General features: G+C 63.3%; 23 protein-coding genes and 1 pseudogene. 12 read left to right on the top strand and 12 right to left on the bottom strand.

What is annotated here, in order from left to right; all coding sequences use genetic code 11:
• Positions 1-109: 109 nt before the first annotated feature.
• The 3 genes from NKI16_RS18530 (at position 110) to NKI16_RS18540 (ending at position 1,706) form a co-directional block, all read left to right on the top strand.
• Positions 110-499, top strand: coding sequence for an ArsR/SmtB family transcription factor (locus tag NKI16_RS18530; protein WP_023677309.1), 390 nt, complete (start codon positions 110-112; stop codon positions 497-499).
• On the top strand, positions 496-1,029 hold the full coding sequence (locus NKI16_RS18535) for an SRPBCC family protein (RefSeq protein WP_023677310.1): 534 nt from the start codon (positions 496-498) through the stop codon (positions 1,027-1,029). The genes NKI16_RS18530 and NKI16_RS18535 overlap by 4 nt, the downstream gene beginning before the upstream one ends.
• A 101-nt stretch (positions 1,030-1,130) precedes the next feature.
• Positions 1,131-1,706, top strand: coding sequence for a dihydrofolate reductase family protein (locus NKI16_RS18540; RefSeq protein ID WP_031211957.1), 576 nt, complete (start codon positions 1,131-1,133; stop codon positions 1,704-1,706).
• 64 nt (positions 1,707-1,770) lie between these two features.
• On the opposite strand, the gene NKI16_RS18545 is transcribed toward NKI16_RS18540, so the two are convergent.
• The 6 genes from NKI16_RS18545 to NKI16_RS18570 all read right to left on the bottom strand — a co-directional run bounded on the left by NKI16_RS18545 (position 1,771) and on the right by NKI16_RS18570 (position 7,532).
• A complete protein-coding gene (locus NKI16_RS18545) occupies positions 1,771-2,571 on the bottom strand; it encodes a class I SAM-dependent methyltransferase (RefSeq protein WP_023677312.1) in 801 nt (266 codons plus the stop codon).
• Between the two features lie 152 nt (positions 2,572-2,723).
• Positions 2,724-3,638: a DUF930 domain-containing protein gene (locus NKI16_RS18550; protein ID WP_023677313.1), complete on the bottom strand. Its 915-nt coding sequence runs from the start codon at positions 3,636-3,638 to the stop codon at positions 2,724-2,726.
• A gap of 183 nt (positions 3,639-3,821) precedes the next feature.
• Positions 3,822-4,571, bottom strand: coding sequence for a glucose 1-dehydrogenase (locus NKI16_RS18555; protein WP_352621354.1), 750 nt, complete (start codon positions 4,569-4,571; stop codon positions 3,822-3,824).
• Positions 4,572-4,618: 47 nt separating this feature from the next.
• Positions 4,619-5,623, bottom strand: coding sequence for a sugar-binding protein (locus tag NKI16_RS18560; RefSeq protein WP_023677316.1), 1,005 nt, complete (start codon positions 5,621-5,623; stop codon positions 4,619-4,621).
• Between the two features lie 51 nt (positions 5,624-5,674).
• Positions 5,675-6,736: an ABC transporter permease gene (locus tag NKI16_RS18565; protein ID WP_023677317.1), complete on the bottom strand. Its 1,062-nt coding sequence runs from the start codon at positions 6,734-6,736 to the stop codon at positions 5,675-5,677.
• Positions 6,737-6,791: 55 nt separating this feature from the next.
• Positions 6,792-7,532 (bottom strand): ATP-binding cassette domain-containing protein, encoded by a 741-nt coding sequence (locus NKI16_RS18570; protein WP_023677318.1) that lies wholly within the window; start codon positions 7,530-7,532, stop codon positions 6,792-6,794.
• A 443-nt stretch (positions 7,533-7,975) separates the two neighbouring features.
• On the opposite strand from NKI16_RS18570, the gene NKI16_RS18575 reads away from it, so the two are divergent.
• The 3 genes from NKI16_RS18575 to NKI16_RS18585 all read left to right on the top strand — a co-directional run bounded on the left by NKI16_RS18575 (position 7,976) and on the right by NKI16_RS18585 (position 11,724).
• Positions 7,976-9,409 carry a coiled-coil domain-containing protein gene (locus tag NKI16_RS18575; protein WP_023677319.1) on the top strand — a complete coding sequence of 478 codons (1,434 nt, stop codon included), beginning with the start codon at positions 7,976-7,978 and terminating at the stop codon, positions 9,407-9,409.
• A 132-nt stretch (positions 9,410-9,541) separates the two neighbouring features.
• Positions 9,542-11,104, top strand: a complete 1,563-nt coding sequence (locus NKI16_RS18580; RefSeq protein WP_031211960.1) for a serine hydrolase — start codon at positions 9,542-9,544, stop codon at positions 11,102-11,104.
• A 182-nt stretch (positions 11,105-11,286) separates the two neighbouring features.
• Positions 11,287-11,724 carry a hypothetical protein gene (locus NKI16_RS18585; RefSeq protein ID WP_352923573.1) on the top strand — a complete coding sequence of 146 codons (438 nt, stop codon included), beginning with the start codon at positions 11,287-11,289 and terminating at the stop codon, positions 11,722-11,724.
• A 119-nt stretch (positions 11,725-11,843) separates the two neighbouring features.
• Here NKI16_RS18585 and NKI16_RS18590 read toward each other — a convergent pair whose 3' ends face one another.
• Positions 11,844-12,785, bottom strand: a complete 942-nt coding sequence (locus NKI16_RS18590; RefSeq protein ID WP_023677322.1) for a hypothetical protein — start codon at positions 12,783-12,785, stop codon at positions 11,844-11,846.
• Between the two features lie 288 nt (positions 12,786-13,073).
• Between NKI16_RS18590 and NKI16_RS18595 the strand changes: the two genes are divergently transcribed.
• Complete coding sequence (locus NKI16_RS18595) at positions 13,074-13,514, top strand: lipid-binding SYLF domain-containing protein (RefSeq protein WP_023677323.1); 441 nt, start codon at positions 13,074-13,076, stop codon at positions 13,512-13,514.
• 18 nt (positions 13,515-13,532) lie between these two features.
• Here the strand turns inward: NKI16_RS18595 and NKI16_RS18600 are convergent, their stop codons facing one another.
• Complete coding sequence (locus NKI16_RS18600) at positions 13,533-14,165, bottom strand: TetR/AcrR family transcriptional regulator (RefSeq protein ID WP_023677324.1); 633 nt, start codon at positions 14,163-14,165, stop codon at positions 13,533-13,535.
• Positions 14,166-14,885: 720 nt separating this feature from the next.
• On the opposite strand from NKI16_RS18600, the gene NKI16_RS18605 reads away from it, so the two are divergent.
• The 3 genes from NKI16_RS18605 to NKI16_RS18615 are packed head-to-tail and all read left to right on the top strand — an operon-like array spanning position 14,886 to position 18,669.
• Positions 14,886-15,371, top strand: a complete 486-nt coding sequence (locus NKI16_RS18605) for a (2Fe-2S)-binding protein (protein ID WP_031211962.1) — start codon at positions 14,886-14,888, stop codon at positions 15,369-15,371.
• A complete protein-coding gene (locus tag NKI16_RS18610) occupies positions 15,368-16,351 on the top strand; it encodes an FAD binding domain-containing protein (RefSeq protein WP_352923576.1) in 984 nt (327 codons plus the stop codon). Before NKI16_RS18605 ends, NKI16_RS18610 begins: the two co-directional genes overlap by 4 nt.
• Positions 16,348-18,669, top strand: a complete 2,322-nt coding sequence (locus NKI16_RS18615; protein ID WP_023677328.1) for a xanthine dehydrogenase family protein molybdopterin-binding subunit — start codon at positions 16,348-16,350, stop codon at positions 18,667-18,669. The genes NKI16_RS18610 and NKI16_RS18615 overlap by 4 nt, the downstream gene beginning before the upstream one ends.
• 247 nt (positions 18,670-18,916) lie before the next feature.
• Here NKI16_RS18615 and NKI16_RS18620 read toward each other — a convergent pair whose 3' ends face one another.
• Positions 18,917-19,927: a zinc-dependent alcohol dehydrogenase family protein gene (locus NKI16_RS18620; protein ID WP_023677329.1), complete on the bottom strand. Its 1,011-nt coding sequence runs from the start codon at positions 19,925-19,927 to the stop codon at positions 18,917-18,919.
• Positions 19,928-20,032: 105 nt separating this feature from the next.
• Here NKI16_RS18620 and NKI16_RS18625 point away from each other — a divergent pair, with 105 nt between their 5' ends.
• A complete protein-coding gene (locus tag NKI16_RS18625; RefSeq protein WP_352923579.1) occupies positions 20,033-20,962 on the top strand; it encodes a LysR family transcriptional regulator in 930 nt (309 codons plus the stop codon).
• Between the two features lie 173 nt (positions 20,963-21,135).
• Here NKI16_RS18625 and NKI16_RS18630 read toward each other — a convergent pair whose 3' ends face one another.
• The gene (locus tag NKI16_RS18630; RefSeq protein ID WP_023680344.1) at positions 21,136-21,906 is read right to left on the bottom strand and encodes a slipin family protein; all 771 of its coding nucleotides are present in this window, start codon (positions 21,904-21,906) and stop codon (positions 21,136-21,138) included.
• Positions 21,903-23,294, bottom strand: a complete 1,392-nt coding sequence (locus NKI16_RS18635) for an NfeD family protein (RefSeq protein ID WP_031213070.1) — start codon at positions 23,292-23,294, stop codon at positions 21,903-21,905. Before NKI16_RS18635 ends, NKI16_RS18630 begins: the two co-directional genes overlap by 4 nt.
• Before the next feature lie 205 nt (positions 23,295-23,499).
• On the opposite strand from NKI16_RS18635, the pseudogene NKI16_RS18640 reads away from it, so the two are divergent.
• Positions 23,500-23,975: pseudogene (locus tag NKI16_RS18640) on the top strand (HAD family hydrolase).
• 76 nt (positions 23,976-24,051) lie between these two features.
• Here NKI16_RS18640 and NKI16_RS18645 read toward each other — a convergent pair.
• The gene (locus NKI16_RS18645; RefSeq protein ID WP_352782890.1) at positions 24,052-24,339 is read right to left on the bottom strand and encodes a hypothetical protein; all 288 of its coding nucleotides are present in this window, start codon (positions 24,337-24,339) and stop codon (positions 24,052-24,054) included.
• Positions 24,340-24,407: the final 68 nt, after the last annotated feature.

Genomic DNA, 24,407 nt, shown 5'->3' on the forward strand with positions numbered 1-24,407 from the left:
CTCCCGTCACGTCGACACGCTCGATGGCGCAAACGGCCCCGCGGCGCTTCACAAAAATTATTCAACCAAACGGTTTACTATCTCAAAGCGTGCGTCTATATTCAACTACATGGTTGAATTAGAGACACCCCAGATGGACGCGGTTTTTCACGCCCTTGGCGACGCCACCCGGCGGCACATGCTTCGCGATCTCGCCGATGGCGAGAAAACGGTAAGCCAGCTGGCGGAACCCTTCGTGATGTCGCTCGCGGCGGCCTCCAAGCACATCAAGGCGCTGGAGAACGCAGGGCTTATTCGTCGAGAGGTGAGGGGCCGCACGCATCTGTGCCGACTAGCCCCTGGACCGCTGGCCAGCGCCCATCAGTGGCTCAGCTTCTACGAGCGCTTCTGGACCGGTCGTCTCGATGTTCTCGAACGCCTTCTTCGCGAAGAGGACGCACGCAAAGCCCAGGATGAGTCCAGGAAATCGCCCAACCCGAAAGAAGGAGACGAGCAATGAACCAGATGAGAACCATCGACGCCTATGGCGAGCTGAGCGAGCCCGCCACGTTCACCATCCAGCGCCTCTTGCCCGGCCCCATCGAGCGCGTCTGGGCCTATCTCACCGAGAGTGACTTGCGCCGGCAATGGATGGCCGCGGGCCAGATGGAAATGAAGGCCGGCAGCTCGTTCGAGTTGGTCTGGCGTAACGACGAGCTGACGGACCCGCCTGGCCAGCGACCCGCGGGCTTTCCCGAAGAGCATCGGATGGAGGGCCGGATCACCGAACTCGATCCGCCGCGCAAGCTTTCCATCACCTGGGGAAACACCGGCGGCGTCTCCTTCTTGCTGGAGGCGAAGGGTAGCGATGTGCTGCTCACCGTCGTTCATCGCCGCCTGCCGGAACGTGCAATCCAGCTCAACATCACGGCCGGCTGGCACATACACCTCGACCTGCTGGCCGCCCGCCTGGCGGGCAAGACGCCGACCTCGTTCTGGGACGGCTGGAGCCGCCTGCGGGAAGAATACGACCGCCGCCTGCCGGCCTGATGTAACTCGCGGCGGCCATCCCTGAGGTCGCCGCCAGCAACACGAAGCAACGCTGAAACGATGAAACGTGCTTGCATCCCGCAAGCCTGATGGAGGAAGTCATGCGCAAATTGATCGCTGGAATGAAGATTTCCATCGACGGCAAGATGGAGGGGCCCGAGGGTTATGCCGATTGGGTCGACGCGTGGTCGGACGAATACGGCCTGACGCCGCAAATCGACGCTTGCCTGCTTGGCAGCGTCATGTATGCCGGCTACGAGCGCTACTGGAGCGCCATCCAGAACGAGCCCGACAAGCCGCTGCCGATGACCGGCAAATTGCCGAAGCCGGCCGAGCTCGAATGGGCCCGCTTCGCCGCGCAGACGCCGCATTATGTGCTGTCGAACACAATGACTTCGGCGGCCTGGCCAAAGACGCGCTTCGTGCGGAATTTCGAGGATATCGCTGCGCTGAAACAGCAGCCCGGCAAGGACATCTACCTTATGGGCGGCGCCCGAATTACCGCGAGCCTTATCGATGCCGGGCTGGTCGATGAACTCAGGCTGATCGTCTATCCGCTGCTCGCCGGTGACGGAAAGGCGCTGTTTGGAACGGCGAAGAATCGTCGTGGGCTCGAACTGCGCAAGGTCGAGCAGCTTTCGGACGGCCGCGTCGGGCTGGTCTACGGGATCGGCTAAAGCGCGTCGCGTTCGATCGGCCTCATGCGACGCGCTTTTTGCGCGGCATGCATTAGCGCCAAGGTCAGGCAACGACGCCGCGGCAGGCCCAGGCGACATTGGCAAAGGACCTCGGGCCGTCGGGCCGGCCGGCCTCATAGGCGTCGCGCATGGCGGCGTCGGTGCGCGCCCGCTCTTCCGGGTCGAGCGTGGCCACATACTTACCGAGCGGCCCTTCGCCGGCGGCAATCGGCGCCCAGTAATCATCGAAATTTTGGTAGTCCATGCGGATCATCAACTGGGTTTCCGTAACGTCGCGGAGACCCTGTTCGACAAAGGTCCGTTTCATTTCACCCGGCTGCATCATCGGCTGCGTGCAATAGCGGGCACGCAGCTGGCGTCCGCCTTCACTGAGCACCGCCACCGTGTCGATCATCATGCGCATCCCCGGCATGCCGCCGAGATGGTCCCATACCGTCGCCGCGACGACGCCGCCCGGCCGCACGACGCGGCGCATCTCGGCGACTGCCTTGCCGGCTTCCGGCACGAAATGGAGCACGAGCAGGGCTAGGGCACGGTCGAACGCGCCATCCTCAAAGGGCAGGGCGCAGGCATCCGCCTGACGGATTTTTATCCGCGGATCGGTGTTGCGCCGGATTGCCTCCTCGACGAAAACGGCCGAAAAGTCGATCGCCGCGACCTCGCCGAGGTCAGCGGCCTTGACGAGTGCGAAGGTCAGGCTGCCGGTACCGCAACCGACGTCGAGGATCTTTTCGCCGTCCTTGAGGCCCGCGAAGCCGATGAACAGCGGCGCGAGCTTTTGGCTCCAGCGGCCCATGAGCTGCTCATAGCCGGCAGCATGGTGAACGTTGAAACTTGAAGTCATCGAAGCCTCCTCCCAAAGCCGTATGCTAGACTTCGGCGGCCGCTGACGAAAGCCACTTTTGGCGCGTGTTGGTTCGGCAGCCCGGAGCGCGCGAAGACATCGCCGGCCGGATTTGATGGCGCCGGCCAGCCAGCCTCCGTGGCCTCGACCACCTATTCGGCGGGCAACCCGCGGCGCTTCCATTCGCTGCGCGGCACCGGATTTCCAACACGAAAGGCAAACGAAACGACTCTCGTCGCGTCCGGATCGACCTCGCAGCGAAAGCTCAGATCGTACCACTGCCCGTTTGCAGGGAACGGCGCACTGGCGACGTTCATGACCGTGCCGGCCTTCAGCCGATACTCAAGCAGGCTGTTTGGGAAATAGGGGGGCGACGCGTGCACCAATTGCTGTGCGAGTTCCGTGTTGCAGAGCTGACCGATCCGCTCGGCGCGCGGCACATTTTTCATCGCGGTTGTCGCCACCACCGGATCACCGGTTGCTGATTTCGAGAACAATCTCTTCGCTTCCTGAAGCTTCAAGGGCCTTTGCACTTTGGCGACATCCGCTGGCTTGGGCTTCGGCGGCGGTGATGCGCCAGGCGACGGAGCCTGGTCTTTCCCCTCGACCGCTGTCACGGCAGGTGGCTGTGCAAGATCCTGGTTACTGGGAACTTGCGGCGCTGGCGGTTGTTCCGAACCATCCTCCGCACTGTTGCCGTCCAGAGACTTGCGAGGACCGGCGTCCTTCTCACCGAATTGGAAGACAGGTCTCTGCGCGGTGATCTCACGGCTCGTCGGCGTCTCGACCTTGGCTTCCGGCTGCTTTTCCGGCTTGGGCGGTTCAGCGGGGGACGGAGGTTTGGTTTTTTCCGGCGGTTTAGGCGGCGGCACGATATCAACTGCGATGGGCTGCTCCTTCTGCGGCTGCGGGGGCGACAGCGGCAGTGCGGACAAAAGAAGCGCGGCGGCGAGCAAATGCACGACCGCGGAGGCAGGCAAGGCCCACCCGAATACCCGGCGCTGATCCCGTATGTCGTCTCTCATCGTGACCGGTGTGTGGAATGAAATATTGGCGGCATCAAGCATCGATACCGCCGGACGTCGAAATAACCCGTTGCGAATCGATAGTCGGCGGCTGCAACACGGCGCGTCATCCAATTGTCCGGCGTCGGCGTCCGTGCAGGGGACCGGGCCAGCAGCGGATGCGGCAAGTCGTCATTTCAGGCGGCTAGCAGGCACGCCCTGCCGGCACGGTGTCGCCGGTTGAAATCACAGGGAAACCGATAGCCCGCCGTCAACCGCCAGCACGTGCCCGTTGACGTAAGCGGCAGCGTCGGAGGCGAGAAACACCACCGCTCCGCCGAGCTCCTCAGGCTGGGCCCAGCGGCCCGCGGGGGTTCGTGCCTCGACCCATTTGGTGAAGGCCTCGTCGCGCATAAGTGCGGTGTTGAGCTCGGTGGCGAAATAGCCGGGGGCGATGGCGTTGACGGTGATGCCGTGACGGCCCAGCTCAGCGGCAGTGGAGCGTGTCAGCCCGTGCAGGCCCGCCTTTGCCGCCACATAGGCGTGAATGGTGGGGCGGCCAAGGATCGCTGCGACCGATCCGGTGTTTATTATGCGGCCGAACTTGTTTGGCAGCATCAGGCGCACCGCGTCGCGCATCATGCGGAAGCAAGCCGACAGATTGACGGCAACCACATGGTTGAAATCCTCGTCCTGCCATTCGACCAGCGGTTTACGATGCTGGATGCCGGCGTTGTTGACCAGAATGTCGAGGCGGCCGTGGCGTTCGACGATTCCTTCGAGCGACGCCCTTGAGATCGCCGCGTCGGTGACATCGAACGGCAGGGCTTCTGCACCGATCCTTTCGGCCGCTACGGAAAGGGCGGCCACGTCGCGGGCATTGACGATCACCGTCGCACCGTTTTCGGCAAGTGCCTTGGCCATGGCGAAACCAAGACCACGCGAGGCACCCGTGACCAATGCGACACGGCCCTTGAGCGAGAACAATTCCGGCATTGAGATCCCCTATGAAATGGGCGGGAGTTTCCTCCCGCCCAAAAGCACTATTTGGCGACGCAAGTGTCGGCTGTCTCCGGAGTGCAGACATCGAGGCCCGTGTAGGTCGGGTCGGCCGGCGGAGCCTTGCCCTCCTTCATTTCCTTCAGCGCCATCATCGTCTTGTAGCCCATCTCGAACGGCCGCTGGCCGACCTGGCCAAGGGAGAAACCTTCCTTCATCTGGTCGATCTGTACCGGAAGCGTGTCGGCAACGACAAGGGCCAGGGCTTTCGAGGCGATCTTGTCCTTGTACGGTGCGACCGCGGCGCGGTTGGCATCGGGAATGAACTGCGGGAAGCCACCGGTTGGGACGAATGCGTCGAGGTTCGGGTTTTTCGCCATGATATCCTCGAACTGTTGCACCGAAAGCGGAAAATCATCGTTGGTGTAGAGCGGACAGCCTTCGATTTCGGTCCAGCCGTTCTGGCCCGTCAGCCGATCCCCGGGCGAAGCCGCCGATTTGGTGCCCGAAAGTGTATCGCGAATGCCCTGCATGCGCTCGTTGTGGTTGGCCGCCGCGGCGCCGCCGGACTGGATGCAGATCGTGCCGCCTTTGGGCTTGATCTGCATGACAAGCTTGGCGAGGTTCTCGCCGATCTCATAATTGTGCGTGCCGATATAGGCGACGCGAAGATCTTTGTTCTCGGGCAGGAGGTCGGAATCCCAAGTGAGGACCGGGATGCCGGCTTCCTTGGCGGCCTGCAGCGCAACCGCCATAGCCGCGGCGTTCGATGGCGACACGGCGATGCCGTCCACCTTCTTGGCCACGAGATCCTGTACGATCTGTACCTGCTCGTCGCCGCCGCCATGCTCGCCGGGGCCAATATACATGCACTCCACGGCGCCATTGGATTCGGCCTCGGCCTTCTTGCAGCCGTCGCGTGCCTGGTCGAAGAAAGGATTGTTCATGTTCTTCGGCACCAGGGCAAAGGTGTATTTCGCCTGGGCGCCGGAAACGGCGAGCACCATTGCGCCAAGCGCCACGGCGGCCGTCAGCAGATGTTTTTTCATGTGACGTTCTCCTCCTGGGTGTGATCCCGCAAGCCTCCCGCCGGCGGGTTTCTAGCGACGTTTTTTGGGCATCAAGACTGCCAGCGACGCGGCGAGAATCGATTTGCCGCCGGTTTGCATGCCCAAAAGAACCGCAAGAACGATGAAGGCGCCGACGAAGGCACCTTGCCAATTTGAATCGATGCCGGCCATCAGCAGCGCATTCCTGATCACCTCGAGGAACGCCGAACCGATGATCGCACCGAAGGCCGTGCCGGCGCCGCCCATGAGGCTGGCGCCGCCAATGACCGTCGCCGCGATCACGCGCAGCTCGTAGCCTTGGCCCATGGCATTGATGGCCGAGCCGTTATAGCCGAGGAGCAGGAGCGAGGCGAGCGCGGCGGTGAAAGCCGAGAAGACATAGGCCTGGAATTTAATCCAGTTGACCGGAACGCCGGTGAGCCGTGCCGCCTCCTCATTGCCGCCGATGGCGAAGAGATGCCGGGCCCAGGCTGTGAAGTTGAATACGAAGCCGACAATCAGGGCCAAGATCACCATGGTCCAGAATTGTGACGACAGTTCTGGTATCCAATGCGGTGCCCAGTCGTTCGGACCATGCCGCGGCCATTTCCACTGACCGATTGCCTTCACGATCGGAGCATCGGGCCCGAACTGGTAGAGCATCTGGTTGGCCGAGAATACGACCGCCAGCGAGCGCGCGACGGACAGCATACCGAGGGTGACCACAAAGGACGGCATCCCGACATAGGCGACAAAGAATCCGTTGACCGCGCCACAGGCCAGACCGGAGAAAAGGCCCATGGCGAAGGCGACGTACCAGGGATAATGCCAGGTGAGGAACAGGCCGGCGACGATGACCACGAGACCCATGACGGAGCCGACCGACAGATCGATACCGCCGGTGATGATGACGATCGTCATGCCGAGGGCCATGATGCCGAAAGGTGCGAAATTGCGCGTCACATTGGCGACGTTTTCAGAGGTGCCGAAGCTCGGCTCCATCGCAGTCATCAACATGACGAGCGCGATGAGCGCGATCGTCACCCAGAAGGGCTGACTTGAAATCACACGTTGGAGAACTGTTTTTTCCTTGGTCGGGACGAAATCCGACATGGCCGGCCGGCCATGTTCTTCGACTGAGCCCTGAACGCCAACTGACTCCTGAACACTATTCGCCACGGATGGCCCCCGTTATCAGTCCAGTGATTTCCTCGGGCGATGTTTTGTCAGCTGGCTTGTCGGCAACTTTCGAGCCCCGCCTGAGGACGATAATGCGATCTGCCACGGCGAACACGTCAGGCATTCGGTGACTGATCAGCATGACGCCGACTCCTTGTGCTTTGAGGCGTCGGATCAGTTCGAGTACTTCCGCCACCTGGCGCACGGAGATGGCGGCCGTTGGTTCGTCCATCAGCACCAGCTTAGCATTTGAAAGCCGGGTCCGCGCGATGGCGACCGCCTGGCGCTGCCCACCCGACATCTTCCTGACGAGGTCGCGCGGCCGGGTTTCCGATTTGAGTTCCTTGAACAGCGCTGCCGAGCGATCGATCATCGCCTGCTTGTCAAGAATCCTGATCGGCCAGAAGCCTTTCTTGATCTCGCGCCCCAGAAAGACGTTCTGCGCGGCCGTCAGATTATCGGCGAGCGCCAGGTCCTGATAAACAACTTCGATCCCCTTGGCGCGGGCCTGCACGGGCTGGTGGAAGTGGCACACCTCGCCCTCGACTACAATTTCGCCGTCGCTCGGAGGAAAATTCCCGGCCACAGCCTTGACTATCGTCGACTTGCCGGCCCCGTTATCCCCCATCAGACCAACGACTTCGCCTCGCTCCACCTGGAAGCTGACGTCAGTCAGGGCCTGGATAGCCCCGAAATTCTTGGAGACGTGGCGAACCTCAAGCACCGGCATCGCGGTCCTCCCGGGACAACATTTATCGGTCTTGTCCCTGGTCAATGCACAGCAGCTAATCAGCGAAACGTATTCAACACAATCATTTATTAGGTCAGGCCTCCCGGCCGTAACGCGCCTCGTCCGAGTGTGACTTGTAGCTGCTGCAGAGCACCGAGGCGCTCGGCCGATCCTTACAACAGTCACCAGGCGATCCTCAGGCTTGCGCCGCTTCATATCCGTTTCGGGTGAAATGAGTGGGCATTTTGCGAGCGGTGCCAACGCCTCGGGTATGGAGCGCGGCAGAACATGTCATTCAAACACACGAGGACAGTGGCCAAGCCTGTCCCTAGCGTGCGTCGGCCAGAGCGCACGTCAGGAGATGAACCCGCATTCGGGGGAGGCGAGGGTCAAGTGTTGAAAGTCCGCTCCTTAACGGCGCTGCACGAGAGGGATATTCGGTCATGAATTTCAAAGGTTTGATCAAGCGTGCCGAGACTGTGGAGAGAGCGTTCAAGGAGCTCGAAACCGATTTGGCGGATGCGTTTAGCGAATGTCTCAACGTGGACGATCAGTCGCCGTTGAACGACGTCACTGTGCCGGATGAGACTGTGTCGGATGAGAATCTCGCGGCAACGGATGACAGCTCGCAGCTCGAGGCCAATGCGGACGCCTTCGAGACCGCACGACGGCTGTCCCCCCATACGCAAACCCGGCTGGCTGCCTTAAGTGCGGTCGATGGGCTCTTTCACGACGCGCAGGAGTATCTGGGGGAGATCAATGCGAAACTGTCGGAGATCGCGACCTCGCATCATCTGACGGGCGAATTCCTGAAACTGCTCCACGGCGACATTCTTCGCGCCAACGAATTGGAGCTGGCAAATACCGGCCTGACCGCGCAGCAAAGAGTGCTGTCCGAACAGCTCCACGAAGCGACCAGAAAGCAGCGCGAGCGCGACAGCGCTATCGAGGCCCTGCAGCAGCACGAGGCGAGCCTGGTCGAGGACAAGGAAGCACTTCGCGGCGCGCTGGCTGCAGCAAGGCTGGAACTCGTCGTGGCAGGCAATGCGAGCGCAAAACGCGAAGCCGAGTTCGGCGAGCTTGTCAAAACGCTCTCGGCCAGAGCGGTCGAGGCCAACAGACGCTCGCGCGAGAACGAGATGCTGCGGGAGAAGCATGTCAGTCTGTCGATCGATCTCGACAAGGCGCTGAAACGGGAGGCCGAGGCGCGGCACAGGCTGGACGAACTCTCGACTATCCATGCCAATGACGCCGCGCAGGTTTCGGAACTGCTGGCCGCGCTTGGCAAGAGCGAGAAAGAGGAAATGCGGCTGCAGAAATCGCTCGATATGGCGCAGACGAAGCTGTCGGAAATGACGGAAGCGGCCCGCATCAGGGACGGTGACAGGGAAGCCGAACTTGCACGCGGTGTCGCGGAGATGACCGGCTTGCGTTCTGAAATCGAGGACCTTCGATCGCGGCTGGAGGCCGCCTCCAACCAGAACAGCGAAGCCGCCAGCGAGATCGCCAGGCTCAAGGCCCAAGCGAGCGACGCGGTGGCCGAAAAGCAAATTGTCGAGCAAAAATTGTCTGCTCTCACGAAGGAGAGCGAAAACGACAAGATGACCCTTTCCGCGGTCAGCGCGAATTTTTCGCAGCTTTCCCTGCAGCAGGCTTCCGAACAGATACAGTTCGACGTCCAGAGGCAGGAATGCGAGGATCTGCGAGCCGAAGTCGCGTCGCTTCAAGCCCGGGTCAAGGAACTGTTGCCCTACGAGCGGCTCCACAAGGTCACCAACGCCAGACCGCGTGAAGACGGCGTGGTCGAGATCACCGCCGCGGTGGCGGAGAAGGCCCGCGCCAGCAGACGGCGCCTCCGCATGCGTGCCGCATCCTAGCTCAGGCGCGGCTGTCTGAATTTCGACTGGTGTGAAGCGGACATCCGTCAATGGATGGCGGGTCGAGCGTGAGGCTGGCCTTCCCTGCGTCGGCCTGCGATAGTGCACGCCGGTGAAGCGGAGGGGCTGAGCATGCGGCTGTTCACAAACCGGAATCACCTCCGGTGGAGGATGTTGGCCTTCATCGCAATCATGGTGCTTTTGCCGAAGGCGGCGTCGGCCGATACCATTCCACCCGACAGGATCGCCGCGGCCCTTGCGAAGCTCGAATTGCTTGCCGAAGGCGTCGTCGCGGATGGTAGCGTGCCCGGTCTGGCCATCGGCGTCGTGCACGGCGACGAGGTGATCTTCCTCAAGGGATTCGGGCATCGCGAAGCCGGAAAACCGGAGATCGTCGACGCTGACACAGTCTTCCAGATTGCCTCGCTCTCCAAGCCGGTCTCCGCCACCGTCGTGGCGGCGCTGGTCAGCGACGGGATCGCTTCGTGGGATTCCAAGATCGCCGACCTCGATCCGGCTTTCCGGCTCGCTCAGCCCTATCCGACCAGCGAACTCACGGTCCGCGACCTGTTTGCGCACCGCAGCGGGCTTCCCGGCACCGCCGGCGACGACCTCGAGGACATCGGCTATGACCGCGCGGAGATCCTGCGCCGCCTGCGGTTCGTGTCGCCGTCATCGAGCTTTCGTGCCGGCTATTCCTACAGCAATTTCGGACTGACCGAGGGTGCCGTCGCGGCCGCGAAGCCGACGGGCAAATCATGGGAAGAGGTCGCCGAAGAGAAGCTCTACCGGCCGCTTGGAATGGCCTCGACCAGCTCCCGCCACTCGGACTTCATCAAGCACGCCAACCGCGCCGAGCTCCACGCCAAAATCGATGGCGCGTGGACCGCGAAGGTCCAGCGCTATCCGGATGCGCAGGCGCCAGCAGGCGGCGTCAGCTCCACCGCACGCGACCTCTCGCAATGGATGCGCCTTGTGCTTGGCAACGGGGCCTATGCCGGCAAGAGACTCATTGCCGCCGATGCGCTGGACCAGACACATATTCCCTTGATGGTTCGCGGCAAGAATCCCGTCTCCGGAGGCGAGGCCTTCTACGGCCTCGGCTGGAATGTCGAATTCGGCCGACACGGGCCGATCTGGGGTCATGCGGGCGCCTTCAGCGCCGGCGCCCGCAGCCTGGTGATGCTCTTCCCCGAGGAGAAGCTTGGCATCGTCGTTATCGCCAACGCCTTTCCGACAGGCGTGCCGGAGGGGCTGTCCGACAGCTTCGCCGATCTCGTCTTCGATGGAACGCTGGGCAAGGATAAGATAAAGGCATGGAATGATATCTATGCGAGCATGTTCGGCCCGGTGATTGCGGCGGCCAAGGCCACCTATGCCGCGCCGCCCTCTCCAGCAAGTCCGGCCGAGCCGGCCAGTGCCTATGCAGGCCGTTACTTCAACGACTTCTTCGGCGAAGCTATTGTGTCGGGCGAAGGACACACTCTTGTCCTTAAGGTCGGGCCCGCCGGCGCGCGGTCCTATTCACTGAAGCATTTCGACCGCGACCTCTTCGTGACCTTCCCCGATGCCGAGATGCCGGACAGGCCCTCGGCCGTAAGCTTTGCGGTCGGCCGCGACGGCAAGGCGTCGGCCATGACCGTCGAATTTCTCGACGACAATCATCTCGGCACGCTGCGGCGCGTGGGGGACTAGGGGTCAGCACCCAACCAATCCGAACGACCGAGTTCGACCCCATTGCGGACATCCAGTAATTCCGGCAAACGTCAGCCGGAACTGTCGTGCGCGGAGGTTGTGAAAGTTCCATGATGTTGAGGGTATGTGCTCTCTATGCCGTCATAGCTCTGTCCCTCGCTGGTTGCGCGGGACTCGGCTCGTTGAAATACCAAGGCGTGGTGGAAGGAAGACCCCCGACCAGTCTTGGCAAGCAGCTTCCATACGGAGAGTATTTCAATGTGGAGGTGTCATCTACCATCGACATCACACAATATTTGGAAAGGTCGAGCAGAGAGCACGTCTATCTGCTCGCACGGCTATGCCCTGCCTCCGGCCAAAAGGACTCGAAAGTCATCGCATTCGGGCCGTTTGAAACTCGTCAGCGCCAACAATACGACATCTATCTCGTGGCACGACATCCTGAATCCGGCATCCGATACAGCGACACCTTCCTTGCAGAGTTCGGCGCCTACGACCTCAAGAGGGACAAGCGCGACGTCTGCATCAAATTTTCCGCTCCAGGGTATCCTGCCGCCGTACAATCCGAGGAGTTGCGAGTTCCTGCCGAGGTGTTCAGTCGCAATGCGAATGCCGAGTAGGTCCGCTTTCCATCCATCTCGGCCATTTGGCGGCAGCCAGTTGATCGAGTTTTGATCCCAGGCCGCCGGACTCAAATTGAACCGTGCCGCCGGCGCGTTCTCAACTCACGACGCCGCGCTCAACTCAAAGACGCTGGACCGTACTGAAGCAATTTGAAGCAATCGCCGCTGCCCGATGTCGCCTTCGTCAGGAAGGGTTTCGACCGGTCGAGCCATTCCTGGTGCGATCTGGCATCGGCTTCGATTTCATTGGCCGGTGCAAGCTTGACGAAGCCGCGCCCGTTGCTGAAAAGCCAGCACGCGCGGCCGAGAAACCGCCTGCTGCGCTGGCGCAGCAGATCGGCATCATAAAAGACGTCGAGCACCTCCCGCTTGATCTTCCGCTCCTTTTCGGGATTGGCGATCGCAACCTCGATCGGCTCGCCGCCGATCGCATCCTGCAGGTCCTTGTAATCCAGGGCGATCTGGGTAGTGGCATATTTGATGTCGCTCTCGTCCCGGACGATGTTGAACCATAGCATTGGGTTGAGCTCGTTGACGACGAACGATGCTTCGAAATCGCGTGACAGATTGAGAATATCGAACCCCTGAACATCGACGTCGCGCTCGACCAGAAGGATCTGCGAAACCTGCTTGGCGAGCGCCGTTCCGTGGGCGCTGACGGCGGCATTGTTTCCGCCGTGTTCCGGACTGACATAGGCGCCGCCATCATCCAGCAGCGCGTCGAATTCGCCGAGGGCCTCCACGACAGCGCTGCCGCGGGCAACACGCGCCGCCAGTTTGGCGAGAACCTGCTGGAGCTCCGTTTCGCGTTTGCGCTGGTCCTGATAATTCTGCTGGAAAAAGAAGATGAACAGGGACACGCCAATCCCGATCAGGATCACGCCCAGCTGCGAAAAGATATTGCGATAATATTCCAGCAGCTTTTCACGATGGCGTACGTCGTCACGCACACTGTGCGCCACGCGAAGATTGACGATCAGCGAAACGACCAGGAGACCGGCACCGACCAGGATCAGGCCGCCGATCAGCAGGTAGCCATAGCCCGAGTTCAAATCCATTCTTTTGCCGCGCTCCCCGAAACCCCAGACAGCGCAGACTAATACCATTCCGCTTCAACACCTACGTTTTCATAGGAGCGCCGGCGACAGATCCCCGCTGGTCGGCCACTGTTCTTACAGCCAGGACTATGCTCGCCATCCGCCTCGTTTCGTGGCGGTCTTCTCGCGGCCGGAATTCAGGCCGCGTGCTTGGAACCAATGACGGGCGAGACTGTTCAGCTATGACTTTGATATGACGCCGACGTGCCCGGCCGGCTGGGCATGCGGCGATCTTGAGGAGTTCTCATCATGAAGATTTCGTCCAGATTTCGTTCAGTCGCAGTTGCCGTCATCGCTGCGGCGGCAGTTAGCTTTGCCAGCGTCGCGCATGCCGACAGCGGTACGATCCGCTTCGCCATCTACAAGGCGGCCTTTTTCATCGGCGGCTCCGGAGGCGAGGGCACACTGACCTTCCATGGTCGCCGATATCCCATCTCGGTCGGCGGCATCTCGGGCGGCCTCGCCTTCGGCGCCTCCAAGACCTATTTCAAAGGTACCGTGCGCCACATACGCCGCGCCCGGGATGTGACGGGGGTGTACGGTGCAGCGGGCGGTGGCGGCGCGCTCGGCAAAGGAGCCCAGGTGATCGTCATGACCAATGACAAGGGTGCCCAACTCGAACTCACGGGCAGGCAGGTAGGCCTGCAAGTCAATGCCGATCTCAGCGGTATGAGCATCTCGCTGAAATAAGGACAGTCACTGCATTCGTTATTCCTTGGATGGGCCGGATTTGGCCGCTCCAAACCGCAGCCCATCCATCAGCAGCGACACCAATCGGCGCGAGCGGTCGCGCCAGTCCTTGGTGTCCGGGGCCGAATAGATGCCGCCCAACGCATGCAGCACGTCGGAGGCATCGACATCGCCGCGGATCGAGCCGTCGGCGACCGCGGCATCGATCAGCCGCCGCAAGGCGAGCGTCACCCTGCCCGAAACGTCGGAGAACAGGGTTGAGTTGGTCGTGAGCAGGATGCGCAGGCTTGTCGACAGCCCGCGCTTGGTGGCGATGTAGTCGACGAAGCGCTGCATCCATTGTTCGAGCGCCATGTCGGGCGCATGATCGCGGGCGAGTTCGTCGGCCGCCTGGCACAGTCCTTCCACTTCGCGCCGATAAACCACCTCGACCAGGTGCTCGCGGGTTGGGAAATGCCGGTAGAGCGTGCCGATGCCGACGCCGGCCTGGCGCGCAATCTCCTCCAGCGAGGCATCGACGCCTTGGGCGGCAAAGGCTTTTGCCGCGACCTCGACCAGCGCATCGCGGTTGCGCTGCGCGTCGGCGCGCAGCGGCTTTGCAACGGCGGCTTCGGTTTTGTCTCCAGAAATGACGGGCGGCTCCGCGGCCAATTTTTTCTCCAGTGTTGATCCGAAGCATAACCGAACAGGCAGGCCCCGTTTCAAGAACGCAGACGCTTCCACCTTCGTTACGTCTCCGACAAATATAATCGCAAGTAAATATAATCACAGGATCGAGTCTGGGCCGGCGTTCCGGCAGGCGGAGGCATCTTGCCCGCCTCCGGTGCACGGCCGGTGGATGACGTCCGGTGGATGACGACGGAGGATATTTCCTCGCGGCCGGCACTCGTCATCTGTTCGGCCGATGCCGTGGGGCAAAAATGAGCCCACGTTGAGCACGATCCCCTCAGGATCATTGGACTGTCCTGCCCCTACAGACAGTTCAGAGAGCACCACCGGCTTGGGCCGGTGGTGCTTTTTTGTCTCCAGGCATGACGGCCGGCTGCCCTGCCAATTTCCTCCAATTTTGATCATTTTCGATCCTGGGCTTGAACAGGGCGGAGCAGGCCCTTAGGTAATAAGCGGAGGCGCCTCCGATTGTGGAGTGCCTTTCTCATGTAATCACGGGATCGGGTATGTCACGTCTTTCGACCTCCCAAGCCGCAGCCCTCCCGGAGCTCGCGCCAAGTCGAACCGACCCCCTCTGCCCTGCCGGGCATCTCGCCCGCAAGGGGGGAGATTAGCTCACCCAGCCATAAGCTGATCTTGCCGCTCGCCGGCCGGGCACCAGATCATCCCCTCCCGCGTCAAGCAACCGGAGCCAGACGCCCCATGACAAGCAAAACCCGAACTCCAATCCAACTTCGAATCAACGGACATCGACATGAGCTGGAGGTCGAACCGCGCGTTACCCTGCTCGACGCCTTGCGCGACCATCTCGGCCTGACCGGCACCAAGAAGGGCTGCGACCAGGGCCAGTGCGGCGCCTGCACCGTTCATATCGACGGCCAGCGCGTGCTGGCCTGCCTGACGCTCGCCACTCAGGCTGAAAGCAGGGACATCACCACCATCGAAGGGCTTGCCGGGGAGGATGGCACGCTGCATGCGGTGCAGGCCGCCTTCCTCGAACAGGATGCCTTCCAGTGCGGCTATTGCACGCCGGGCCAGATCATGTCGGCGGTCGCCTGCATTCGCGAAGGCCATGCCGGCTCGGATGAGGAGATCCGCGAATACATGGCCGGCAATCTCTGCCGCTGCGGCGCCTATCCGCATATCGTCGCCGCCGTGCGCCAGGCGGCCGTGGAGGCCGCGTCATGAGGGACTTTTCATATCTCCGCGCCAGCTCCGTCGATGCAGCCCGTGAGGCAGCAGCACTTCCCGGCGCCATGCTTTTGGCCGGCGGCACGACGCTTGTCGATCTCGCGAAATGCGGCGTTGCCGAACCCGAGACCGTGGTCGACATCACCCATCTCAAGGGACTGGACACGATTGCCGTTGATGACCGGGGCGCCACGATCGGCGCGCTGGCCAGGATGAGCCGCGTCGCTGACCATGCCGATATCAAGAGCCGGTTCCCCGCCGTCTCGGAAGCATTGTGGCAGGCGGCGTCAGCGCAGCTGCGCAACATGGCGACGATCGGCGGCAATCTGATGCAGCGTACGCGCTGCCCCTATTTCCGCGATCCGGCGAATTTCCCCGCTTGCAACAAGCGCTGGCCCGGCAGCGGCTGCTCGGCGATCGGCGGGGTCACCCGCGGCCATGCCGTGCTCGGCACCAGCGAGGCCTGCGTCGCCACCTATCCCGGCGACCTGGCGGTTGCACTCGTCGCCTTCGACGCGATCGTCCATCTCGGCGACCGTCAGATCGCCGTCGATGATTTTTTCCTGTTGCCGGGCAGCACGCCCGAAAGGGAACATGCGATCGAGCCCGGCGAGATGATCACCGCGATCGGCATTCCCGCTTCGGCGGCCGCCCGCCGCTCGACCTATCTCAAGGTCCGCGACCGCCAGTCCTATGAATTCGCCGCGGCAAGTGCCGCCGTCGGCATCGAATTCGAGGCCGACGGAAGGACAATTCGCGATCTGCGCGTCGGGCTTGGCGGCGTCGCCACCAAGCCATGGCGCGCCCGTGCCGTCGAAGAGGCGTTGAACGGCAAGGTGCTCGAGCCGGAGGTCGTCAGGCAAGCCAGCCTGCTCGCCGTCGAGGGCGCCGTCGACCGTGGCGCCAACCACTACAAGATCGAACTGGCGCCGCGCGTCGTCGCCCGCGCCATCCTCAAAATGGGAGAAACGGCATGACCGTTCACGAGTTGAGAACAAGACCCGGCGATGCCAAACGCGGCGACGCTTCGGACGGTGCCGTCCTCGCCGATCAGGTTGGCGGCCGGCTGTCGCGCGTCGACGGCCCGGCCAAGATCACCGGTGCCGCCAAATACGCCGTCGAGCAGCAGCTCGAGGGGCTTACGCATGCGGTGCTGGTCGAGAGCACCATTGCCGCCGGCCGGGTGCGTTCGATCGACACGGCCGCGGCCAAGGCGTCGCCCGGCGCGCTGCTGGTGCTGACGCCCGACAATATCCTGCCGCTGAGAACCGCAACGGACTGGCTGGGTACGCCGCCGCCGGATGTCGCCTATTGCCCGCTGGCGCGCGACATCACCTTCAGCGGCCAGCATGTCGCGGCGGTGGTGGCCGAGACTTTCGAGCAGGCGGTCGCCGCCGCGGCGCTGGTCAAGATCGCCTATGACGAGGCGGCGGCGATCGTCGACCTCAGCGATCCAAAGGCCGGCGACGGCATCCCGGTCGATGCGATGACCAAGGAATGGGGCGAGGCGGAGACAGCGTTCGCCTCGGCTCCGGTCAGGATCTGCAACGCCTACAACACGCCGCGCGAATACCAGGCGCCGATAGAGCCGCATGGCCTGATCGCAAAGTGGCAGGGCGACCAGCTGACGGTCTGGGAGCCGAGCCAATGGCTCGACGGCATGGCGCGGACCTATGCCGAATGGTTCGGCGTGCCGTTCGAGAATGTACGACTGGTCTCGCCCTATATTGGTGGCGGCTTCGGCTCCAAGGCGTTTGCCTATGGCTACGGCGCTGTAGCGGCAGTCGCCGCGAAAATGCTGGGACGGCCGGTGAAGCTGGCGGTCACCAGGCCGCAGACCTTCACCGCCTATGGCGGACGGGCGGCGACGCGCCAGACCGTGGCGCTCGGCGCCAACGCGGAGGGCCAGATCCAGTCGATCGTGCATCGCGGCGTCAACGAGACCTCGGTCGACGGCATGTGGGTCGAGCCGCTCGGCTCGGTCACCTCGGTCATGTACGCGACGCCGAATTTCTCGTCGCGGCAGAACGTCGTGCGGGTCAACACGGTGGTGCCAGGGGCATTGCGCGCGCCGGGCGAGAACCCGAGCGCCTTCGGCATCGAAAGCGCCATCGACGAGCTCGCCTACGAGGTCGGTATCGACCCGCTGGAAATCCGTCTCAGGAACTATGCCGAGCAGGACCCGCATGCGAAGAAGCCGTGGTCGACACGGCAACTGCGTGAGGCCTTCGCGGCCGGCGCCGAAGCCTTTGGCTGGTCGAAGCGGAACCCCCGGCCGCGTTCGATGCGCGACGGCAACCAGTTGATCGGCTGGGGTGTCGCGGCAGGCACCTACCCGGTCCGGCGCGCCTATGGCGAGGCGGTCGTGCGCATTCTCGCCGACGGCTCGGTCGAGGTCGAAAGCTCATCGATCGACATGGGGCAGGGCACCTACACGATCCTGGCGCAGACCGCCGCCGAGGTGGTGGGCGTGCCGGCGGAAAACGTCGTCGTCAAGCTTGGCGATTCCCGCTATGCCCGTGCCGGCGTCACCGGCGGTTCGCGGCTGGCCGGGGTGATGACCGGCGCCGTCCACAAGGCGGCGAGTGCCGCGCTCGACCAGCTGATCGGGCTCGCCATCAGCGATCCGGCTTCGCCGTTCCATGCGCTGCAGGCCAACACGCTCGTCGTCGCCAATGGCCGCATCGCTTCACCGCGCGGCAACGGCCCGGAAGTTTCGATCGCCGAATTGCTCAGCAGCGTCGGGCGCGAGCATATCGAGGCGAAGGGCGACACCATGCCGGCCAATTCGACGGTCGAGGACCGCTACAAGAACTACACCACCATAGCCATGGCGCTGCCGCACACCGAGGGCGACTATTCCCGCCACAGCTGGTGCGCGCATTTCATCGAAGTCCGCGTCGACGAGGACTTTGGCACGGTTCGCGTTTCCCGCGTGGTGTCGGCGCTGGATTCGGGCCGGCTCTACAATCCCAAGCTCGCCGAAAGCCAGTGGAAGGGCGGCATCATCATGGGCATCGGCCAGGCGCTGCTCGAGGAAGGCATCGTCGACCGCCGCCACGGCCGCATCGTCAACAACAACCTCGCCGACTATCTCATCGCCACCAATGCAGACATTCCCGACATCGAGGTGATCTCGGTCGGTATTCCCGATCCGCATTCCTCGGTGCTGGGCGGCAAGGGGGTCGGCGAGCTGGGCATCGTCGGCGTGGCGCCGGCGATCGCCAACGCGGTATTTCACGCCACCGGGAAAAGGGTGCGGGATCTGCCGATCACGCTGGAGAAGCTGATTTAGGGGCAGACGGTGAGGCTGCCAATCTCCTCTCAAGACTTGGGTTCCTCGCCCACCGCGAGGCGGGGGAGAGGTGGCCGCCCACGGGTCTTGCCTTCGGCAAGCCCGAGGACAGGCTCCGCGCCCGGAGAGGGGTCCTTCGTAGAGCGCGGTTTCCCCTCTCCGTCTCGGCTTCGCCGAGCCACCTCTCCCCACTTTCGTGGGGTGAGGAACCCAAGCTGGAATGAAGCCGCGCTCTGCCTTTCCAGGCTCACCACGTCAACGTAAACGCAAGCTTGCCGAAATGCCGGCCGCCGGCTGCCATATGGGCGTAGGCCTCGGTCGCCTGGTGCTGGCCGTAGACCGTGTCGATGACCGGATCGATACGGGCGGCGCCGATGGCGCGCGCCGCGTCGCGCAGGTCGGATACTGAACCGGTGTTGTTGCCCACCACCTTGAGTGCCTTGATGATGATCGGCAGCAGGTTCGTGGTGGCCTCGGCGCCGGTGACGAAGCCGATGGCGAACACCGTGCCGCCGGGCGCCGCGGCATTGATGGAGCGGGCGAAGGTGGCCGCGCCGCCGGTTTCGACGATCAGATCGGCGCCGAGCCCGTCGGTCAACTCGAGCACCTTGGCGTCCCAGTCCGGCGTCTCACGATAATTAATGAGATGATCCGCACCCAAGGCCTTGGCGCGCGCCAGCTTTTCGTCAGACGACGAGGTGATGATGACCGTGGCGCCGGCTGCCTTGGCCAGCTGCAGGGTCAAGATCGAGACACCACCGGTACCGAGCAGGACGACGACCGACCCCGGCCCGGCATCGGCGGCGCGAAGCGCATTCCACGCGGTGGTGCCGGCGATCGGCAGCGTCGCTGCCGCTTCGAAGGACAGATGCGCCGGCATCGGCACAACGGCATTGGCCGGCAGCGCGACATATTCGGCGAGCGAGCCGGGCAGTGTCAGCCCGCGCATCTCTCTGGTCTCATAAGGCCGCGGACGGCCGCCGATCCAGCGCGGTTTTGCATGGGCGATGACGCGGTCGTTGATGGCGAGCCTCGACACGCCCTCGCCGATACCGACGATCTCGCCGGCGCCGTCGACGACGGGAATGAGCGGAAAGCTCGGACCTGGATAGTTGCCGCTCGCTATCGCGACATCGACAAAATTGAGGCTTGCGGCGCGCAGGCGGATCAGCACTTCGCCGCGCTGCGGTTCAGGCGTGGGAACGGTGGCCGCGCGAAACGCGTCCAGTCTCGGGGCAGTCAGTTCGATCGCTTTCATGTCTCACTCCGGTTGATGGCCGATTGACGGGCCGGGATTGAGTGAAACTAGCTGCTGCGCTATTGGTATATAATCCTTGTGTTTTACATTTGAGCTCTGCGCCTGATGCAGCAATCGCACGAACCGGCAGCATTGGTCGAAATGGCCGCCTTCGCGGCAATCGCCGAAGCACGCTCCTTCACCAAGGCGGCTGCTCGCATCGGCCGCGACGCGACGATCCTGTCGCGGCGCCTTGCCTCGCTGGAAGAGCGGTTGGGCGTGCGCCTGCTGCACCGGACGACACGAAGCGTGTCGCTAACCGAGGCGGGTTCGGAATTTCTCGTTCGCGTCCGCGCCATCCTGGCTGCGGTCGACGAGGCCGAGGCTGCCGCGTCGGCGCATGCCGGCGGCGGGCCGCGCGGCGTGCTGCGGCTGGCGCTGCCCGGCTCGTTCGGGCGCATGTGGATCGGCCCGCTGCTGCCGCAGTTTCTCACCGAATTTCCCGACGTTCGTATCGAGGCCGAGTTCTCCAACCGTTTCGTCGATCTCGTCGCCGAGAATTTCGACGTCGCCGTGCGTCTCGGCGCGCTGCAGGATTCGCGGCTGGTGGCGCGCAAGGTCGCGACACGGCGGCGGCTGCTGTGCGCCGCGCCGTCCTACCTCGCCCGCCGGGGCACGCCGACTGCGCCGGAGGCGCTGCTGGAACACAGTTGCCTGGGCTTCTCGGGTTTCCAGACCTTTCCGGCCTGGGAGATGACCGACAGTTCGGGCCGGCGCGTCAGTATCGAGGTCTCCGGGCCGCTGGTCACCGACGACGCCGAGGTGCTGGTCGAAGCCGCCGTGCAAGGCGTCGGACTGATGATGAGCACGGATTGGCTGGTCGGACGCGAGCTCGCCGACGGCCGGCTGGTGCCAGTGCTGGAGGACTGGACGCTTGCCGACGAGGGCGCCGTCTATGTCGTCATGCCTTCGGCCAAGGGGCAAGCCGCCAAGACACGTGCCTTCGCCGACTGGATCGGCAAACGCTTTGCGCCGGTCCCGCCGTGGCGGAGGTGAGGGTGCTGATCTCCCCCCTTGAGGGGGAGATGTCGCCGAAGGCGACAGAGGGGGTCGCGGCGCGTGGAGCGTCAGCGCCGTCTCTCGTAGAGGAAGGCGTCGGCGATCTATGTGAGACGACCCCCTCTGGCTGCTTCGCGGCCATCTCCCCCTCGAGGGGGGAGATTACGCGCTCAGCCGCCTCCGCCTCCACCACCCTGCTTGATGAAATGACCGAGCAGATCCATCGGCACCGGAAACACGACCGTCGACGAGCGCTCACCGGCGATGTCATGGAGAGCCTCGAAATAGCGTAGCTGCATGGCCTGCGGTGCTTCGGCCAGCATCTTGCCGGCCTCGACGAGCTTTGCCGCCGCCTGCTGTTCGCCGTCGGCATTGATCACTTTCGCACGCCGCAGCCGTTCCGCTTCGGCCTGCTTGGCGATGGCGCGGACCATGTTCTCGTTGAGGTCGACATGCTTGATCTCGACATCGGAGACCTTGATGCCCCAGGCATCGGTGCGCTGGTCGAGAATCTCCTGGATATCGCTGTTGAGCTTGTCACGTTCGGCCAGCATTTCATCGAGCTCATGCTTGCCGAGCACCGAGCGCAACGTGGTCTGTGCCAGCTGGTTGGTGGCGGTCATGAAGTCTTCAACCTGGATCACCGCCCGCTCGGCGTCGACGATACGAAAATACAGCACCGCGTTGACCTTCACCGAGACGTTGTCGCGCGAGATCACGTCCTGCGGCGGCACGTCCTGGACCACCACTCGCAGGTCGACCTTCACCATCTGCTGCACGAAGGGGATGAGGATGATAAGGCCGGGGCCCTTGACCCCGGTGAAGCGGCCGAGCGTGAAGACCACGCCGCGCTCATATTCCCGCAGGATGCGAATGGCCGCGGATAGGAACATGACCACGACGAGCGCTGCTGCCAGATAGGCCACATAACCGATGATCATTGCCTTGCTCCATCGCTTCTCACATTGCGGCGCCGTATCGTCAGCACAAGATCCCTGACATCGGCCACCTCGACGCTGTCGCCCACTGCAAGCGGTTCGTCGGCTTTTGCCCGCCAGCGCTCGCCCCGGGCGAGCACGTGGCCCTCGCTGCCCTGCCAGTCGAGGACCTCCGCCGGCAGCCCCTGCATGGCCTGTGCGCCAACACGCGGAACGTTCTTGCGGGCCGCCCACAGATAGCTGCCGGTCAGCAGCGCCAGGCCGAGCGTCAGGACGGCGGCGGTGCCGATAACGGCCCACGACATCTCGAAGCCGGGCCCCTCGATCCTGAGCAGCATGGCAGCGCCCAGCAGAAACGCAGCCACGCCTCCCAGCCCAAGGACCACAGTCGGGTTCAAGGCTTCGACGACCAGGAAGATGATGCCAAGCAGCATCAAGGCAAGGCCGGCATAGCTGATCGGCAGGAGATTGAGCGCATAGAGTCCGAGCAGAAGGCAAATCGTGCCGATCACGCCGGGCGCGACCGCGCCCGGGCTCGTGAATTCGAAGACGAGGCCATAGACGCCGACCAGCATCAGGATGACGGCGATGTTCGGGTCCGTGATCACGGCGAGAAGCCGGATGAGCCAGCCTGGCTCGAGCGTTTCGACCGGCAGCCCTTTCGTCGCCAATGCCTCTTTCTTGCCGGCGATCTCGACGGTCCGGCCGTCGGCCAGTTGAAGCAGTTCGGTGGTGTCGCGGGCGACGAAATCGATGACATGCTGCTGCAGCGCCGCGCCGGCCGACAGGCTGGCCGCCTCGCGCACGGCCTTTTCTCCCCATTCGGCATTGCGCCCGCGCAATTCAGCCAGGCTTCGGATCAGGGCAACGGCATCGTTCGTCGCCTTGGCGATCATCGCATCGCCCGCGGGTGCGTTCTTCTTGTCCTTGTCCGCCTCGGGGCCATCGTTCTTGCCGCCGGGAAACGATGGCAGCGGCCCGCCCATCTCGATCGGCGTTGCCGCGCCCAGATTGGTGCCGGGCGCCATCGCCGCCAGATGGGTGGCGTAGAGGATGTAGGTTCCGGCGCTCGCCGCGTGCCCGCCGGCGGGCGCGACATAGCCGATGACGGGAACCGGCGAGGCGAGAATGCCGGCGATCATCTCGCGCATGCTGGTGACCAGCCCGCCGGGCGTGTCCATCTGCAGGATGAGAGCCTGGGCGTTTCGGTCCGCGGCCACCGCCAGCGCTTCCTCGAGCTGCCTGGCATTCGCCGGACCGATGGCGCCGTCTATCTCGACGCGCAACACAATTTTCTCCCGGCCGTCCGCCTCTCCGGTTGCGGAAGAGGGACAAACGGCCGCAACAGCCACGAAAGCCGCGGCAAGCAGGACCGCACGCGCGAGTTTCACGCTCAAAGCTCCACATCTAGGAATATGGGCTGGATTTTGCCGAAATCCATGACGCGGCGCGCACACATCGCGCCGGCCCGGCAGGTCGCACAACTCGGCAGCGAGGATGGATCGATTCTCGGGTTTGTGGCGGTACTACCCGGCCTGTGCTTGCGGTCAGCTCGCGCTACGTCCGACCAATCGAAAAGCATCCAGGAGAAAAACAATGCGTATGCAACCCGCTTTCCTGTTCGATCTCGACGGCACGTTGGTCGACAGCGTCTACCAGCATGTGCTGGCCCGGAAGGAGGCGCTCGACGAGGAGGATATCGAGCTGTCGGTCTGGCGCATCCACCGCAAGATCGGCATGAGTGGCGGGCTGTTCGCCAACCAGCTGCTGCGCGAAACCGACATTGAGATCAGCACCGAGCGCGTCGACCGGCTGCGGCGGCGCCATGCCGAAGCCTATCAGCGCCCGGCGAGCCGCATCCGTCCGCTCCCCGGTGCGCGCGAATTGCTGGTCTGGCTGACGAAGGCGGGCATATCGTGGGCGATCGCCACCAGCGGGGGCATCGAGACGGCGTCGGCCTGCTCAGCGGCGGCTACAGCACCGAGGAGCTCCGCCAATCGGGCGCGTTTCGCGTCTATGAAGATCCCGACGACATGCTGCGCCATGTCGACGAAGTCGGCGGCCGCACATGAAGGCGACCGGCGGACTGTCGCCGTCATTCGATCACACCTATGTCTCTTGCGCATTGGAGCCATCTCTAGCGGGCTTCTATTGCGCGGCGTCTTCCTGGATTGTCTGTTCCTGGATTCGGGCGGGTGCCCCGAGACACTGATCGTAGCCGATGGTGCAATTATTCAGACATTCGTTGCGTCCCTTGATGGATCTGACGCTATTGTAGTCGATCGGCACAGCCTGGCATTTCTTCTGGCACGCCTGGTCCTTCTCGGCGCAATTCGTGCCGTGGCCCTTGGGGTACCTCTTCGTGGTCGCTTCAGCGTTCAATGGCATGACGGCCAGCAGCGCCAGCAGCGTCGGTATCAGTCGGAGCATATGCATGGATCCTCCCTTGCGCGTTAGACGCTCTACACTTGGAGGCAATGTTAGCGCGCCACTTCCGCTGGCCG

It is taken from the genome of Mesorhizobium sp. M0698 (genome assembly GCF_040320455.1).
GTDB lineage: Bacteria > Pseudomonadota > Alphaproteobacteria > Rhizobiales > Rhizobiaceae > Mesorhizobium.